A 15,038-nucleotide genomic window follows, 5' to 3' on the forward strand; every position below is an offset into this window, starting at 1 on the left:
TCCTTGCTCCTTAGAATAGCGGCGCTAATTGCCGCGGCCACAACGTGGCCACAATATGTCAAATATCAGAGAAATTGGAGAGTTCGGCCTTAGCACGTTCTAGATGTACAGTCATTTTTGATTGGTCGAAGAGAGTAATCGCCTGGACCAACTCCTCCCTCGCTTCGTCTGTCCGTCCTGAAGCCGCCAGGAGCCGTGACAGAAGTCCCTTGGCCGCTCCCAAGAAGGGTAGCGCTCCGAGCTTGGCAGTGAATTCGATCGTCCGTTGCAGGCAGCCCATGGCCTCCTCAAGCATGTGCCCGCCCTGGGACGCCAGAATATTCGCCTCCGCACTCGCCGCCAGCGCTTCGATACCCGCATATCCTTTCTGCCTCGCGCTGGCCTGGCAGGCGCGCAAGAGAGACAATGCGTGCTGGACTTCCCCCAGTTGGCCATAGGCCGCACCGAGATACGCCGAGACGGCGACTTTGCTGGTTTCATGACCAAGCTTGTCGGCTTCGTCCTTCGCCCGCAACAGGATCTCTGTCGCACGCACGGCATATCCCTGCTGCGAGTAAAGGCTTCCCAGCGCGCTCATGATAAGAGGCTGAAATAGACGCGCCTCGCTTTCGCGCGAAACACGAAGGGCCTGATCGAGGGCACTTTCTGCCTCTTCAAAATCGCCGCGCATCAGTTGCACGACACCGCGCCCGTAGTCTGCTGCAATCATGTCATAAGGGCGGTCGTTCGTTTCCGCCAGGATACTCGCCTCTTCGGAACAATGTTCGGCCTCGTCGAATTCGCCGAGCCACGCATGAACGATGGCGCTCATCATGCGGCAGAGCACCAGAAGGCTGGATCCCGTTGTCCCCGGCGGGACGTTATTCGGCGCACTCGCAAGCAATGCAGTTGCCTTTGCGAGATGCCGTTGTGCATCCCGAAATCGTCCGGCCAGAAAATACGATTGGCCCAGGCCATATTCGACAAAGCAGAGCCAGGGGGTGTTGTTCATCTGGTTGGCCAGCGCGACAGCCTCTTCCGCCACCGCAATTGCTTCATAGGGCGTCCCGTAAAAGTTCAGCGCTGCCGCCCTGATCGCGATGGAGGCCAATCGACGTTTTTCATCGCCAATCTTCCTGGACCGCGCCTCGCCGTCCTGACCAAGACTGAACCATTCCTCGATGCTTCCAAACGACACGAACGAGAGCCGCGCTTCGATGCGCAGATCGATCGCCCGTTGTTCACGGGCCGTCGATTCCGGCTGCCTGTCCACCGCATCCATGGCGGCCTTGAAATATTCCGTAGCGTCGCGGAACGCCGATCTGGCAAACGCCTTCCTCGCAGCCAAATGGCCATATCGGTCGACTTTGCTCCAGTCCTGGGCCTTGATCGCGTGATGGCAAAGCGCTTCCGCAACATCTTCCTCGCGTCCGGCCGAGGTTGCTTCGAGAGCTGTCAGGATCCGGCGGTGCAGCACCTCGCGCTGCGAACGGAGAATAGATTCATAGGCGACCTCGCGAATAAGGTCGTGGGCAAATACGTATTCGACCGACGGGACCGACCGCACCTCCTCAAGAAAGTCCAGAACCTCCAGAGACCAAAGCCGGCTTTGCAATTGCGCCGCCGGCATATCGGTGACAGCGGCGAGCAGATTTGGCGACACGCGCGGTCCGAGAACCGAAGCAAGTTGCAGAAGCGCCTTGTCTTCTTGCGGCAAACGATCGATACGCGATGCGATCACCCCCTGGACAGTGGGGGGAATTTCGAGAGTGTCCCAGGACGCATCGGCGCCGCCGCCTTCCCCGGCGACGCGCCGACTGATGAACTGTCGGGCAACCTCCTCGATGAAAAGCGGGATCTGTCCGGTGTGGCGGAGGATGCGGGCCTTGAGCGCATCGAGATCGGGAGCAGTCCCCAGCAAATTGTCGAGCAACATGTTTGCCGAGGCGGCGTCGAGCGATCGAAGCCAGATCCGCAGCACATCGAAGCCCCCAAGCCACTCCGGCGTATATTCGGTCCGCCACGTCAGCAGCACCAGTAACGGGCGGGCTGCCGCAAGCGACATCAGAGCTTCAACGACGGTCTCGCTTTGACCGTCGATCCAATGCAAATCCTCCAACAACAGCACCGTGGGCCGCGACGAGACCACTCGATCCAGCATATTGCGAACGGCATCGATAATTACGCGCCGTCGCAGCAGTGGTTCAAGATCGCGCCAGCGCGGATCTCCGACGGGCTGATCGAGAACAGAATTGAGTGCCGCCGGCCAAAGCTCAGCGTCAGCCGACGCAAGGGCATCGCTTGAGCCTGCATGATCGGCGACGACGAGATTCTCTGGCTGCAGTGCGCTTTGAAGAAGCTTCTTCAGCAGGGCATAGGGAACTGCTTGTTCGAGCGGATTGCCCTCGGCTCCGATCACCTGCCAATCACGTTGGCGCAAGGTAGCCACGAATTCGTGGACCACACGGGACTTCCCTATTCCGGCCGTTCCCACTACTGCAGCGATCTTCCCGGAAGGGCCGACCAGCTGCGCCGCGCGCTCCAGTTGCGAAATCTGCTCATTCCGGCCGACGAAGGATGAAAGACCACTCGTCGACCGAGCTCGCCAGCGGCTGAGACCACTGATCTCGACGACCTCGTAACAAGGTACCAGTGCGGGAAATCCCTCCAGCCGTTTCGGCGGCAGGGCCTTGAAGGTCACTATTCCGGTCGCCAGACTCTGGCAGGATTCCGAAGCAAGGATCTGTCCGGCATTCGCAGCGCTCTCGAACCGCTTCACCAGATGGACCGCGGGCCCGCCTGCTTCATAGATCGAAGAGAAATCCGCTTCGATGACATGCGCGACGACATAGCCGGAATGAACGCCGACCCGAACGTGAAGCTCCGGATCGTTCAGCAGCTTGATACGCCTGACGAGCTCGAGGGCTGCATGACAGGCCAGGACGGCGTGATTGTCGTCCGCATGCGGCGCGCCGAACAAGGCAATCAGCCCGTCACCACCTTCCTTGCTGACGATGCCTCGGCTGCGGCGAACTGCCGTGCGCATTGCGATCAAGGCCGGCTCGAGGCGAGAAATCGCTTCTTCGGGGTCGAGCTCTGAAATCAAATCGGTCGAACGCTGCAGATCGGAGCAAAGCACCGTGAGGAATTTCCGCTCGCCGGCAATACGGCCACGCGCTTCGAAAACAGACGGCCTCACTGGATGGTTGGGCACCGCCGCGCCGCATGCAGAGCAAAACAGATCGCCAGCTCTCAGCGTCGACGAACAGACCTGGCAAGACACCCTCAGCTTCCTCCATCCACCTTGTCCAGACTAGCGAAAGATCGTGGGCGAGCAAGCCTTTACGTCGGCAGTCGGGATCGGTGGGCGTTCGGACGGGCAAGCCATGATGCACTGGACTCGGAGGGATCTGAAGGCAATTGATTCAAACATAACCGGGATTCTCCTAGCAGATAACATGCCCTGCAACTAGGGGATGCCGGGCAGCCCGCCATGTCGCACATAGCTCCGTGAACCTTTCCGCCATGCGCGGCACTAACGGCTCAGATTGATCGCTGAGCCCACTCGCGCAGACCGAATAGGCTTGAGCTGGCGCCCCTTGATCTGTTTTTAAGGAGAATATCCATGACGAGATTCGCTTTGCTGGGCGTGGCCGCCCTCCTTTCCACTGCGGTCGCTGCGCCGGCCGCCGCGCAGGAGGTCGTCTACAATCCCGGCTACTGCGCGCAGTTCTACCCGAACGCGAACTGCCAGAATAAGGGAGCCAACAGCCCCTATACCGGCGACTACCCGCTGCGTAACCAGATTCGCGGAGCTTATGCGTGGGGTGTTGGTCCCTGTGCAATGGGGGCTGACTACTATGTCGGCCGCGGCGGGCGCCGTTACGCCTGTTATTGATTACGAGACCGGCTGCTGGCGCCTGTCGCGCCAGCAGCTATTCCTTGGCGATTCCCGTTTCCTTGATCACACGCTCATACTTCGCGAGCTGATCGCGCGTCATGGCGCGTAGCTCTTCCGCTGAACTGCCGCGCACCGCGAATCCCAGCTCTTCGAGTTTTCGGCGCACATCCTGATCGCCGACGGCCTTCAGCACTTCGGCGTTCAGCCGGGCAATAATATCCTTCGGGGTGCCAGCAGGCGCAAGAATCGCGAACCATGAATTGAAGAAGAAGCCGGGCAAACCTGATTCCGAGACGGTCGGCACATCAGGGAATTGCGCCAATCTCTTCTCTGTGGTTACCCCGATCAGCTTGAGCTGGCCGCCGCGCACCAACGTTGCAACCGTGCCCAGCCCCTGGAAACCGACCGGAATCTGGCCTGCGGCAATGTCGGTTGCAGCTTGGGTGGCCCCCTTATAGGGCACATGCGTCAGCGATATGCCGGCAGCTGACGCGAACATCGCCATTGCCAGATGCTGCGGGCTTCCCGGTCCGCCGGAGCCATAATCGATCTTGCCGGGCGCCGCCTTCGCCGCCGCGATCAGATCCGCTGCACTCTTGATGGGAGACTGATTGTTGGCAATCAGGCCCCACTCCACCGTCGCGACCAGCGACACCGGCTCAAAGTCCTTCAAAATATCCCAGCGCATCTTGGACTGGAGGTTCGGCACCATGGTCATGATGCTGTCGTTGAACCCACCGATCGTGTAACCATCCGGCTCAGCCCGGGCGACGGCCTCTGCGCCGATCAGCCCTGATGCGCCGGGCTGATTCAGGATCACGATTTGCTGGCCCATATTGTCGGCCATCTTCTGAGTCACGATTCGCGCCGCGACATCAACCGCGCTTGCCGCCGCCAGCGGCACGATCATCTTGATGGGGCGGTCCGGATAGTTCGCTTGAGCGATCGCCTGGTGGCTCGAAAACAGCGCGAGCGCTGGGATCAGAAAATGGATCAAGCGCATTTGTGTCCCCCAAACCTTATCCGCGGCGAATTTGCATAATCGAACCCGCCATTTTCTTGGGGAAAGTGTGCGCGCGAACTCCTCGTTTTGCAATCGGCCGGGAAGCGAAATGGCCCGGCCGGCGCATCAATTCGTCAGGCCAGTGGGCAGGACGCGGTAACTAAAGCAACTTTCCATCCGGCCCAAAAAACGGATGCGGACCGTCGAAACTCCCGATCGGGACCTGGTGGGTGACGATGGTGCCGCCACCCTCACCTGGAAACCAGCTGTGGAGATGGAAAGCCGGCGGCTCGACCCTGAAGGACGGCTCGCGCAGCTCGGCCAGGTCGAGATCGACCGCATGATTCGGGGCCGGACAGATTGTGGTCGGCACGCCCGCAAACATGGTCAGTGCCGCGCGGTGAACATGCCCGGTTGCGATCAATTGCACGCGCGGATGACGGCGCACGATCGGCGCGAGGTCGCTTGCGTTGAGGAGATTCTGGCGGTCCATGTGCCAAATGCCCGCCTTGAACGGCGGGTGGTGTAGAAACAGCAGGGCCGGCCGGTCGGGCGACGAAGCCAGGGTCGCGTCAAGCCATTGCAGCGAGGTCTCTTCGAGTTCACCATGCGGCTTGCGGTCCACGCTTGAATCCAGCAACAGCAGATCGAGTCCTGCCACTTCGATCTTCTGGTTCAGCGGTCCGGATACGAAGGCGTAAGAAGCGGAAGGAAACGCGGCGCGCATCAGCTCGCGCGAGTCGTGATTGCCGGGAATAGCTGCGAATGGAAGTTTGAGCGGCGCCAGCAGCCGCGTGAGATACTGATATTCCTCCGCCGTCGGCGTGTCCGCCAGATCGCCGGAGATCACGAGAAAATCGGGTACGGGCTCAAATTCGTTCAGGGCGACAACACAACGTTCGAGCGCCTTGGCAGTATCGACTCTGCCATAGGCGAGCGATCCCGGCGGCTTGATATGCAGGTCGGAAATCTGGGCAATACAAACCGGCTTTGGCGACATCGGCCTTCTCAGTTCTCCGGCGGCAGCAAACGGACAGCGTCGGGCGAAATCGATAAACCGATCCGTTCACCTGGCCTAGCTTGAACCGTATTCGGTGCGTCGACCGTGAGCAACCTGTTGGACGCGCCACTGACCACCAGCCTTTGCCTGTCACCGATGAAACTGACGCTGTCGATCGTGCCAGAAACCGACGCACTTCTGGCCGCTGCCACGCGGATGGTTTCCGGGCGGATCATCGCAACGGCCGCCGGCATGTCACCATCGCAGTGAATCGGCTGCCGTCCACCTGGTAACACGAGATGACCATCCTCGATGGGCGCTTCGACGATGTTCGCGGCACCGATGAATTCGGCGACAAAGCGACTTCGCGGCGTGAAATAGATCTCCCGCGGCGTGCCGATCTGGGCGATCGCTCCCTTCTGCATGACGACAATGCGATCACCGAGCTCCATCGCTTCAGACTGATCATGTGTCACATAAATCGTGGTGATGCCGAGCGCGCGCAGCAGACGATTCAGCTCTCCGCGCAGCCGGTCGCGCAATGCAGCATCGAGCGCGGTCAGGGGCTCGTCCAGCAGGAGGATGCCCGGCCGGATCGCGACCGCGCGCGCCAGCGCCACGCGCTGACGTTGGCCACCGGAAAGCTGGTCGATGCGTCGGTTCTCGAGGCCGGAAATGTTGGTCAGCGCCACCAGTTCCGCAACGCGTGCCGCCCGCTCCTTGTCCGGCATCCTGCGAATCTTCAGGCCATAGCCGATATTGTCTGCCACGGTCATGTTCGGGAAAAGCGCGTAGGACTGAAACACCATGCCGACATTGCGCCGCTCGATCGGCACCGCGGTCATGTCCTTGCCGTCGAACAGCACCCTGCCGCCGGGATCAGGCCGCTCGAGGCCCGCAATGATGCGCAACATGGTAGTCTTGCCGCAGCCGGAGGGGCCGAGCAGCACCAGCGTTTCACCACGGGCGATGTCGAGCGTTGCCGGTTCGAGCGCGCGCGTTCCGTCGGCAAAGGTCTTGCCGCAAGCCTCGATACGCACCGAGGCGCCGTGTCCGACCTCCGCATTCATTTCTTTACTTCCTTCTCGGCGAACAACTGCATGGCAACCAGCAGCGGAATGATCATCACGAAAAAGATCAGCGTATAGGCAGAAGCGACCTCGAGCCGCATCGAGGCATAGCTGTCGGCGAGCCCGATCGGTAACGTCTTGGTCAACGGCGTATGCAGCATCCAGGTCAGGTTGAACTCGCCGAGTGACAGCGTCACCACCATCAGGCTGCCTGCCAGTATTCCGGGCAGTGCGTTGGGCACGATCACATCGCGGAAGCGCCGCCACGGCGATGCGCCGAGCGATGCCGCGCCCTCATCCAGCGTCTTGATGTCAACGGTCGCGAATACCGCCATCACAGATCGCACCATGAAGGGCATCGTGAAGATGACGTGCCCTGCGAGAATGAACAGCCAGGAGCGGCGAAAATTGCCGAAGCCTCCGTAGGTCAGTAGCAGTGCCAGTGCAATGGCGAGGCCCGGAATCGCCAACGGCAAGGTGATGATTTCCTCGACGATCCGCGACAGCCGCCCGCCCCGTACGTGCAAGGCATAGGCGGCCGGAACGCCGACCGTGAGCGTCACGGCAAGAGTCGCTAAGGCGACCAGGAACGACAGCAGGATGGTACCGGCATAGAGCTCCCACACCTGCATCACCCATTGCAGGGTGACACCGGACTGGATGCCGCGAAAGTAGTTCACCGTGACGCCGGCAGAGATCGACAGGATCGCGGGCACCACCAGGAAGGAGGCGACAAGTAGCGTAAAGATGAGCTGGCCGGTGAAGATCAGGCGGTCGCGCATGGCTTCATCCGGCAGCCGCGACGGCGCTTCCGCTGAAGGAACGGGCAAGCGCAAGAATGAACCAGGTGATGATGCCAAGGCCGACCGACAGCGCGGCCGAAATCGACAAATTCGCAGCCAGCGTGAACTCGGTATAGATCAGCATCGGCAGCACGTCGATATTGGTCGCCAGTGTAAACGCCGTGCCGAACGCTCCCATCGCGGTCGCAAACGCAATCGCACCGGAGGCGACGAAGGCCGGCGCCAGCGCCGGCAGAACGACGTCGCGCTGCACCGCCCATGGGCCCGCGCCCAGCGAACGCGCAGCTTCCTCCAGGCCGGCATCCAGCTTCTGTACCGCTGCCATGACCGTGAGAATGACGCGCGGGATGGAAAAATAGAGATAACCGAGAAACAGGCCATAGATCGAATAAGCAAAGACCAGCTTCTCGCCAAACAGGCGGTTGGAGAAATCGCCGATCAGGCCCTGTCGGCCGGCGAGGAGAATGATCATGAAGCCGACCACGACGCCGGGAAACGCCAGCGGGAAGGTCAGCATCGCAATCAGAACGGCGCGGCCGGGGAAACGATGCCGCTGCAGGAACATCCCGGCGATCGTCGCCACGACCAGGGTTACGAAGGTGGTCGCGGTGGCGAGCAGGACCGTGTTGACAAGGGTCGCACGATAACGCGGCTCGGCGAGGATCGCGAGATATCCCGCAAGCCCCTGCGGTCCCCCTGCCCCGGTTACGACCAGCCGCGCCATCGGCAACAGGAAAAATGCCGCTGTCACTACCGCAAGCGGCAGCAGGCATATCCAGACAAAGGACCTGTATGACATCAGGAGTTAGCGCCCCGGCGAGAGGCGCCATATTGCCTTAGCGGACCTCGGCGAGATAGCGGTCGACGAAGCCTTTTTGCATGTTTTCCATCTGTCCCCAGTCGACGTTCTTCGCGCGCGCGTAGTCGCTGTCGGGCAGGAACTTCTTCTTTACGGCTTCGGGTAGCTCGATCGGCCGCGCCGGACGGAGATAGGCATTGGTCCAGATCGCCTGGCCCTTGTCGGACAAGAGATAGTCCAGCACCTTCTTGGCCTTCTCCTTGTTGGGGGCGTTCTTGACGAGGCCGACGACATACGGAAACACCACCGATCCCTCGCAGGGGATCACGAACTCAAAGTTTCCCTTCTCCGAGTATTTCGCGCGATAGGCGTTGAAATCATAGTCGAACAGGATTGGCATCTCGCCCGAGACGACGCGGGCATAGGAAGTCTGCTTGGGAACGATCGGATCGTTCTTGCGCAGATCCTTGAAGAAGTTGATGGCAGGATCGAAGTTTGCTTCGGAGCCGCCGAGTGCCAGATTGATCGCGACCGCGCCGACATAGCCGACCGCGGCCGACGACGGATCGAGATAGCCGACCATGCCCTTGTAATCGGGCTTCAGCAGATCCTTCCAGCAGGCCGGTACCGGCTTGCCGCCGAGCGCGTCCTTGTTCACGAACAGGCCCAGCGTGCCGGAATGAATCGTGGTCCAATAGCCGTCAGCATCTTTCAGGCCGGCGGAGACCTGATCCGATTTGGCCGGCTTGTAGGGCTCGAGTGCGTCCTGTGCCTTGGCCTTCATGCCGAAGGTGACACCGAAATAGCCGATATCGCCGACCGGGTTGTTTTTCTCGGCGAGAATCTGCGCCAGCGCCTGGCCGGAATTCTTATTGTCGTGCGGAATGTCGTAGTTGAGATCGGCCTTGATGGCCTTGAGCATGGAAGCCCAGTCCGCCCATTCCGGCGGGCAGTTGTAGCAGATGACGTCGGCCGCTTGGGCGGATTGCCAGGGCGCGGTCAACAACAGCGCCGACAGGGCAAGAACAAAGCGGGCGGTCTTCATGGGTCACTCCGGATTTGCGTCGCAATTTGGATTTTCAGCATCAGCCGGTGTGCAAGTATAGACCGCGTATGAAGGTTTTGCGACAGGCGTGTTGCTATGCAGCAAGCTGCGGCGGCAGCGCTCCCGGCAATTTCGCGGGCCGAGGATTTCCGCTAACATCCAGCGCGAGAGGAGAGGACCATGTACCAACCTCCAAGCGTGAAGACGTCGCCCGATCTTCTGATTCCTGACCGGATGAGAGCCTGGGTGCTCGGCGATCCGGATCAACTTGAACTGCGGGAAAAACCAGTACCCGTCCCTTCACGCGCTGAAGTTCTGATCCGGATCGATGCGGTTGCGATCTGCGCCACCGATTTAGAGATCATTCATTCAGGCTCGCCGGCCAGCATTGAAGGCGGCCTGCCCTTCAACAAGAATTTCACGCCCGGGCATGAATACATGGGTACGGTCGCCGCGCTCGGACCCGATGTCGACGAATTCCAGATCGGAGAGCGGATCAGCGTGGAGATCCACGCCGGCTGCGGCCAGTGCAAGCGCTGCCGCCAGGGCATGTACACGTCATGCCTGAATTACGGGAAACCAGAAAAGGGCCATCGCGCGAACGGTTTCACGACGGACGGCGGTTTTGCCGAATATGCCGTCAATCACATCAACACGCTGGCGCGAGTGCCCGACACCATGAGCGACGCCGAGGCAACGCTCGTGGTTACCGCAGGCACCTCGATGTATGGGCTGACGGAATTGGGGGGATTGGTTGCCGGCGAGAGCGTCGTGGTGATCGGTCCGGGACCGATCGGACTACTCGCAGTAGCCGTCGCAAAGGCGCTGGGGGCCAGCCCGGTCATTCTGACCGGAACGCGCCATAAACGGCTAGCGATCGGCCGAGAACTCGGGGCCGACCGCGTTATCAATATCAACGACGAAGACGCGGTTGCGGTTGTAAAACAGCTCATCGGCGGCATCGGCGCAGACTATGTGGTCGAATGTGCCGGCAACGAGGCGACAATCAACCAGGCCATTCACATGACCAATCGCGGCGGGAAGATATGTCTCGCCGCATTTCCACACGATCCGGTCGTGATGGATCTCGCACATCTCGTGAAGAACAATATCTATGCCTATGGAATCCGTGGCGAAGGCCGCAGCGCCACCCGCCGCGCCATGGCGCTCATGGCGGCGAAGCGCTTCGACGCAACGAAGATCCACACTCACACGTTTCCGTTGGCCGACCTGCCGACCGCGCTGCGATATGCCCGCGAACGCATCGAAGACGCGATCAAGGTGGTTGTCACCAATCGGAAAGCGGACGCGGTCACGAGGACGGCAGCCGAATAGCGCGGGCGGCAGAACTCACCGCCCTTCGAACTTCGGTTCTCGCTTTTCCATGAACGTCTTGATGCCTTCCTGCATGTCCTGCGTCTTGAACAGCGGCAGGAGTTGCAGATAGGTCAGATCATTCAGCATGGGCCCCGAAATCGTATTCATGCGCTCTGGACCATCGAGCGTGACGTCTTATTATATTCGGCCCAAGGCAGTCAGGATAACTTGAGGCGTCAGCGGGATTTCCGTGATGATCGTTCCAAACGGCTGGAGCGCGTCGTTGACCGCATTGGTGACGGCGGCCGCTGCACCTGCCGTACCGGCCTCCCCTGCGCCCTTCGCACCCAGCTCCGATTCCAAGGTCGGCGAGACCACATGCCCAACATCGATATCCGGCATCTCACCGGACATTGGAACCAGATAGTCAGCCATGTTGGCGTTGGTGAGCTGGCCGCGTTCGTCATAGACGCATTTCTCGAACAGCGCCGCGCCAAGCCCCTGCACCACGCCGCCCCTGATCTGCTCATCGACCAGTTGTGGATTGATAATGGTGCCGCAATCCTCGACCACCCAGTGCTTCAGCAACTTCACAAAGCCGGTGTCGATATCAACCTCCAGCCACGAGGCCTGAACGCCGTTGGTGAAGGCGAAGGGATATTCGCGCGGGACAAAGTGCCTGGTAGCCATCAATTCGGGCTGAATGTCCGGTGGCAACGTGTCCGGACGGAAATAGACGATGCGGGCAAGCTCGCTCAGTTCGATCCGCGGCGCGCCATCGACCACCGTCACCACAGCGTTGTTGACGATGTCGAGTTCACTCGCCGTAGACTGGAGGATGGCGGCTGCGACGTCGAGTATGTTCCTGCGTAGCACTTTAGTGGCCTGCAGCGCGGCCTCGCCGCCGATGCCGGCACCACGCGAGGCCCAGGTGCCTCCACCATATGGCGTATTATCGGTGTCGCCCAGGATCACGCGAACGCGATCCATCGAGACGCCGAGTACGCTGCCGACGATCTGTGCCGTGAGTGATTCCGATCCTTGTCCCTGCTCGGTGATACTGGTCTGGCAAATTACCGAACCCTGAGCGTCGAGCCGCACCGCGACGCCATCCTGCGAGGATATTCTCGCGCCTCCGACACCATAGAACGCGGCGCTGGGGTTGGTGACCTCGATGAAGCTGGCGATGCCGATACCCCGATGGATGTTTCTTGCCCGCAGAGCCGACTGCTCGGCGCGTAACGCATCATAGTCCATCATCTGGACAAGTTTGGTTAGAGCCGCATGGTGCGACAATTGCTCGAAGCGCAGGCCTGAAGGCGATGCGCAGGGATATGCATCATCCGCAATCAGATTGCGGCGGCGGATCTCGACCGGGTCCATGCCGATCTTCATGGCCGCCAGATCGACCAATCCTTCCGTCACGGAACAAGCGATCGGATGACCAACCGCGCGGTACTGGCACATCACGTTCTTGTTCTGGAAAACGACGCGGGCACGGGCACGGTAGTTCCTGGTCACATAGGGCCCACCGACGAGATTGACGACCTGATTGGCTTCGATCGCGCTGGTGCGGGGATACATCGAATAGGGTCCGATGCCCGTAAGATCGTCGATCTCGAATGCCGTGACAGTGCCGTCGCGCTTGACGCCGATCTTTCCCTTGCAGCGATGATCGCGGGCATGAATATCGGTGTTAAAACTCTCGACCCGGTCGGCGACGAACTTGACCGGACGTCGCAACAACTTGGACAGCGCGTAGGTCGCCATCTCGTCAGCATAGATATGGACCTTGATGCCGAAGGAGCCGCCGACGTCCTTGCAGACGACGCGCACCTGCGATTCCTTCAGGCCGAGATGGAGCGCCGCGATATTTTGCACCATATGGGGCGCCTGGGTGCCCTGATAGATCGTCAGCCTGGCTTCCGCGGCATTCCAATCTGCTACCACCGCACGCGGTTCCAGCGTCACGCCGGTGTGCCGCCCGAAAATGAACTCTGCCTCGATCACCTCGTCGGATTCGGCAAAGGCCTGATCGACAGAGCCCGCATCGTGATTGCGCTCGAAAGCCAGATTGTCACCGAGCGAAGCATGGATCACGGCCGTTGCCGGATGGAGCGCGGTGCGCATATCCGTGACGGCATCGAGCTCCTGATATTGGACCGAGACAAGCTCGGCTGCGTCCTCGGCCTGAGCACGACTATTCGCGACGACGGCCGCGACCGCTTCGCCCTGCCAGCACGCCCGGTCAATCGCGATCGCGCTTTGCGGGGCGGATTTGAGGCCCTTCAAATGCGAGAGCACGCCGACCCACGGCGTGATGACGGTCGAGAGCTCCCTGCCCGATACGACGGCGATCACTCCCGGCATCTGCCTGGCCGCCGAAACGTCGATACCATTGATTATTGCATGCGCGTGCGGCGAGCGTACGAACGCGACATGCGCCATGCGCGGCAACTCGATGTCGCTGACATAGACTCCACGCCCCTGCATCAGCCGGTCGAGATTCGGTCGCGGTACCGTCTTGCCAATATAGGAGTTCGGACGGTCCAGCGCGGAAAGCGTTTCAGGATTTGACTGTGCCGACGTCATGGCAGACGTCCGGCGCGCGCCCGCGCTGTGGTCTCGACGGCATCGACGATCGCCTGGTAGCCTGTGCAGCGGCAATAATTACCGGAAAGATGCTCGCGGATCTGTTCTCGATCCGGGGTTGACGATCGCTGCAGCAGATCCTGCGCCGCCATCAGCATTCCCGGCGTACAGAAGCCGCATTGCAGTGCGTTGCGTTCCCGGAATGCCGACTGCAAATCGGCGATCTCTCCGCTGTCGGAGACCCCCTCGATCGTCTCGACCGATGCATTATGCGTCTGCACCGCAAGTATCAGGCAGGAACGGACAATATCGCCGTTGACTCGTACTGTGCACGCGCCGCACACGCCGTGCTCGCATCCGACATGCGTGCCGGTCAGCTTAAGATGCTCGCGAAGAAAGTCTGCCAAATTCAGGCGCGGCAGTACGCTAGCTTCAACAAGCTCGCCGTTGACACTCAGCGAAATCGCAAGCGCAGCGGTCACGCTGATGCTCCCGCGCAGAGATCAGGGCGAGCGAGCAGCGAGGATACGCAACGTATCAACAGGACCTTCGCCAGATGGCGACGCATGGCGGGCGTAGCCTGTTGATCCTCGAGTGGACTAAGCTCTTCATCCAGCGCGGAGGACACCTCGGACAAGACCGCAGGCGTGATGGCGACGTCAATCAGTTTGCCGGCAGACTTGGCCAATAACGGGCGATCGCCCACTGCAAAGAAACCAAGGCGAAGATCCGAGAACCGCCGATCTCTGACCAAGGCCTGCGCTGCGAGGCCCACGATCGCGTAGTCGCCATGCCGACGGGCGAATTCATGAAAGTAATGCGTCGAGCTTTTTGGAGGCACCGGCAGTTCGACGGCGACCAGCAACTCCTGTGGCGTAAGCGCAGTTTCGTAGATCCCGGCAAAGAACTCGTCAGCCGCAATACGCCGCTCGCCGCCCGGCCCGCGCACAATGATCGTGGTGCCAAGCGCAAGCATACAGGCAGGCAGCTCCGACGCCGGATCTGCCTGGGCAAGGCTTCCCCCAATGGTACCGCGGTTACGTATCGCGGGATGGGCGACATGGGCGACCGCGTTCATCAACAAGGGAGCATGGGCTGCTATTTCCGGAGATTTCAAGAGATCGGCATGACGCGTCAGCGCGCCGATGGTGAGGACGTCTCCCTTCACCACGACCCCGCGCAAATCGTCCAGCTCACCAATATCGACAACGAGTTCCGGCGCGGCCAGGCGCAGATTCATCGCCGGGAGCAAGCTCTGCCCACCCGCCAACACCCTGGCCCTTTCGCCATGCGTGGCCAGCAATTCTAGCGCATTTGCGACGCTGGTCGCGCGGGCGTAATCGAAAGCCGAGGCTTTCATTTTGGGCGTGACCTCCCCGGCCAACTATCGGCATTTTCACGGGATTAGACGGCTGGGATTGGCAAAGGTCAAGTTTGTTATCGAGTGACTAACTTGAGTTTGCGCTTGTTTTCGCGCGACGAACCACGCACGTTCTGTGCAAACGAAAAGCCAGCCTTTGGGGAAGAGC

At 60.6% G+C, this 15,038-nt stretch carries 12 protein-coding genes and 1 pseudogene; 2 read left to right on the forward strand and 11 right to left on the reverse strand.

Annotation, left to right across the window (positions count from 1 at the left end; all coding sequences use genetic code 11):
* Nucleotides 1–58: 58 nt before the first annotated feature.
* A complete protein-coding gene (locus ACH79_RS41995) occupies nt 59–3,262 on the reverse strand; it encodes an AAA family ATPase (RefSeq protein WP_161855997.1) in 3,204 nt (1,067 codons plus the stop codon).
* A 342-nt stretch (nt 3,263–3,604) separates the two neighbouring features.
* Between ACH79_RS41995 and ACH79_RS42000 the strand changes: the two genes are divergently transcribed.
* Entirely contained in the window at nt 3,605–3,877 is a 273-nt protein-coding gene (locus tag ACH79_RS42000) for a hypothetical protein (RefSeq protein ID WP_161855998.1), read from the forward strand.
* Nucleotides 3,878–3,914: 37 nt separating this feature from the next.
* Here ACH79_RS42000 and ACH79_RS42005 read toward each other — a convergent pair whose 3' ends face one another.
* The 6 genes from ACH79_RS42005 to ACH79_RS42030 form a co-directional block, all read right to left on the reverse strand.
* Entirely contained in the window at nt 3,915–4,976 is a 1,062-nt protein-coding gene (locus ACH79_RS42005) for a tripartite tricarboxylate transporter substrate binding protein (RefSeq protein ID WP_202639147.1), read from the reverse strand.
* Between the two features lie 67 nt (nt 4,977–5,043).
* Entirely contained in the window at nt 5,044–5,883 is an 840-nt protein-coding gene (locus ACH79_RS42010; RefSeq protein WP_161855999.1) for a phosphodiesterase, read from the reverse strand.
* An 8-nt stretch (nt 5,884–5,891) separates the two neighbouring features.
* Complete coding sequence (locus ACH79_RS42015) at nt 5,892–6,953, reverse strand: ABC transporter ATP-binding protein (protein WP_161856000.1); 1,062 nt, start codon at nt 6,951–6,953, stop codon at nt 5,892–5,894.
* On the reverse strand, nt 6,950–7,735 hold the full coding sequence (locus tag ACH79_RS42020) for an ABC transporter permease (RefSeq protein ID WP_161856001.1): 786 nt from the start codon (nt 7,733–7,735) through the stop codon (nt 6,950–6,952). Before ACH79_RS42020 ends, ACH79_RS42015 begins: the two co-directional genes overlap by 4 nt.
* Nucleotides 7,736–7,739: 4 nt before the next feature.
* Nucleotides 7,740–8,555 carry an iron ABC transporter permease gene (locus ACH79_RS42025; protein ID WP_161856002.1) on the reverse strand — a complete coding sequence of 272 codons (816 nt, stop codon included), beginning with the start codon at nt 8,553–8,555 and terminating at the stop codon, nt 7,740–7,742.
* 37 nt (nt 8,556–8,592) lie between these two features.
* Nucleotides 8,593–9,600: an ABC transporter substrate-binding protein gene (locus tag ACH79_RS42030; protein ID WP_161856003.1), complete on the reverse strand. Its 1,008-nt coding sequence runs from the start codon at nt 9,598–9,600 to the stop codon at nt 8,593–8,595.
* A 180-nt stretch (nt 9,601–9,780) separates the two neighbouring features.
* Between ACH79_RS42030 and ACH79_RS42035 the strand changes: the two genes are divergently transcribed.
* Nucleotides 9,781–10,935 carry a zinc-binding dehydrogenase gene (locus tag ACH79_RS42035; protein ID WP_161856004.1) on the forward strand — a complete coding sequence of 385 codons (1,155 nt, stop codon included), beginning with the start codon at nt 9,781–9,783 and terminating at the stop codon, nt 10,933–10,935.
* Between the two features lie 15 nt (nt 10,936–10,950).
* On the opposite strand, the pseudogene ACH79_RS45415 reads toward ACH79_RS42035, so the two are convergent.
* The 4 genes and pseudogenes from ACH79_RS45415 to ACH79_RS42055 all read right to left on the reverse strand — a co-directional run.
* A pseudogene (locus tag ACH79_RS45415) lies at nt 10,951–11,046 on the reverse strand (enoyl-CoA hydratase/isomerase family protein); the annotation flags it as partial.
* Nucleotides 11,047–11,115: 69 nt separating this feature from the next.
* Complete coding sequence (locus ACH79_RS42045; protein WP_161856005.1) at nt 11,116–13,509, reverse strand: xanthine dehydrogenase family protein molybdopterin-binding subunit; 2,394 nt, start codon at nt 13,507–13,509, stop codon at nt 11,116–11,118.
* Complete coding sequence (locus ACH79_RS42050) at nt 13,506–13,991, reverse strand: (2Fe-2S)-binding protein (RefSeq protein WP_161856006.1); 486 nt, start codon at nt 13,989–13,991, stop codon at nt 13,506–13,508. The genes ACH79_RS42045 and ACH79_RS42050 overlap by 4 nt, the downstream gene beginning before the upstream one ends.
* Nucleotides 13,988–14,869 (reverse strand): xanthine dehydrogenase family protein subunit M, encoded by an 882-nt coding sequence (locus ACH79_RS42055; RefSeq protein WP_161856842.1) that lies wholly within the window; start codon nt 14,867–14,869, stop codon nt 13,988–13,990. The genes ACH79_RS42050 and ACH79_RS42055 overlap by 4 nt, the downstream gene beginning before the upstream one ends.
* Nucleotides 14,870–15,038: the final 169 nt, after the last annotated feature.

The sequence above is a fragment of the Bradyrhizobium sp. CCBAU 051011 genome, from assembly GCF_009930815.1.
Taxonomy (GTDB): domain Bacteria; phylum Pseudomonadota; class Alphaproteobacteria; order Rhizobiales; family Xanthobacteraceae; genus Bradyrhizobium.

Bases quoted from the DNA above. Each gene is read 5' to 3' on its own strand.
- ACH79_RS42000 (WP_161855998.1), top strand. From the start codon at position 3,605: ATGACGAGATTCGCTTTGCTGGGCGTGGCCGCCCTCCTTTCCACTGCG.
- ACH79_RS42010 (WP_161855999.1), bottom strand. From the start codon at position 5,883: ATGTCGCCAAAGCCGGTTTGTATTGCCCAGATTTCCGACCTGCATATC.
- ACH79_RS42015 (WP_161856000.1), bottom strand. From the start codon at position 6,953: ATGAATGCGGAGGTCGGACACGGCGCCTCGGTGCGTATCGAGGCTTGC.
- ACH79_RS42020 (WP_161856001.1), bottom strand. From the start codon at position 7,735: ATGCGCGACCGCCTGATCTTCACCGGCCAGCTCATCTTTACGCTACTT.
- ACH79_RS42025 (WP_161856002.1), bottom strand. From the start codon at position 8,555: ATGTCATACAGGTCCTTTGTCTGGATATGCCTGCTGCCGCTTGCGGTA.
- ACH79_RS42030 (WP_161856003.1), bottom strand. From the start codon at position 9,600: ATGAAGACCGCCCGCTTTGTTCTTGCCCTGTCGGCGCTGTTGTTGACC.
- ACH79_RS42035 (WP_161856004.1), top strand. From the start codon at position 9,781: ATGTACCAACCTCCAAGCGTGAAGACGTCGCCCGATCTTCTGATTCCT.
- ACH79_RS42045 (WP_161856005.1), bottom strand. From the start codon at position 13,509: ATGACGTCGGCACAGTCAAATCCTGAAACGCTTTCCGCGCTGGACCGT.
- ACH79_RS42055 (WP_161856842.1), bottom strand. From the start codon at position 14,869: ATGAAAGCCTCGGCTTTCGATTACGCCCGCGCGACCAGCGTCGCAAAT.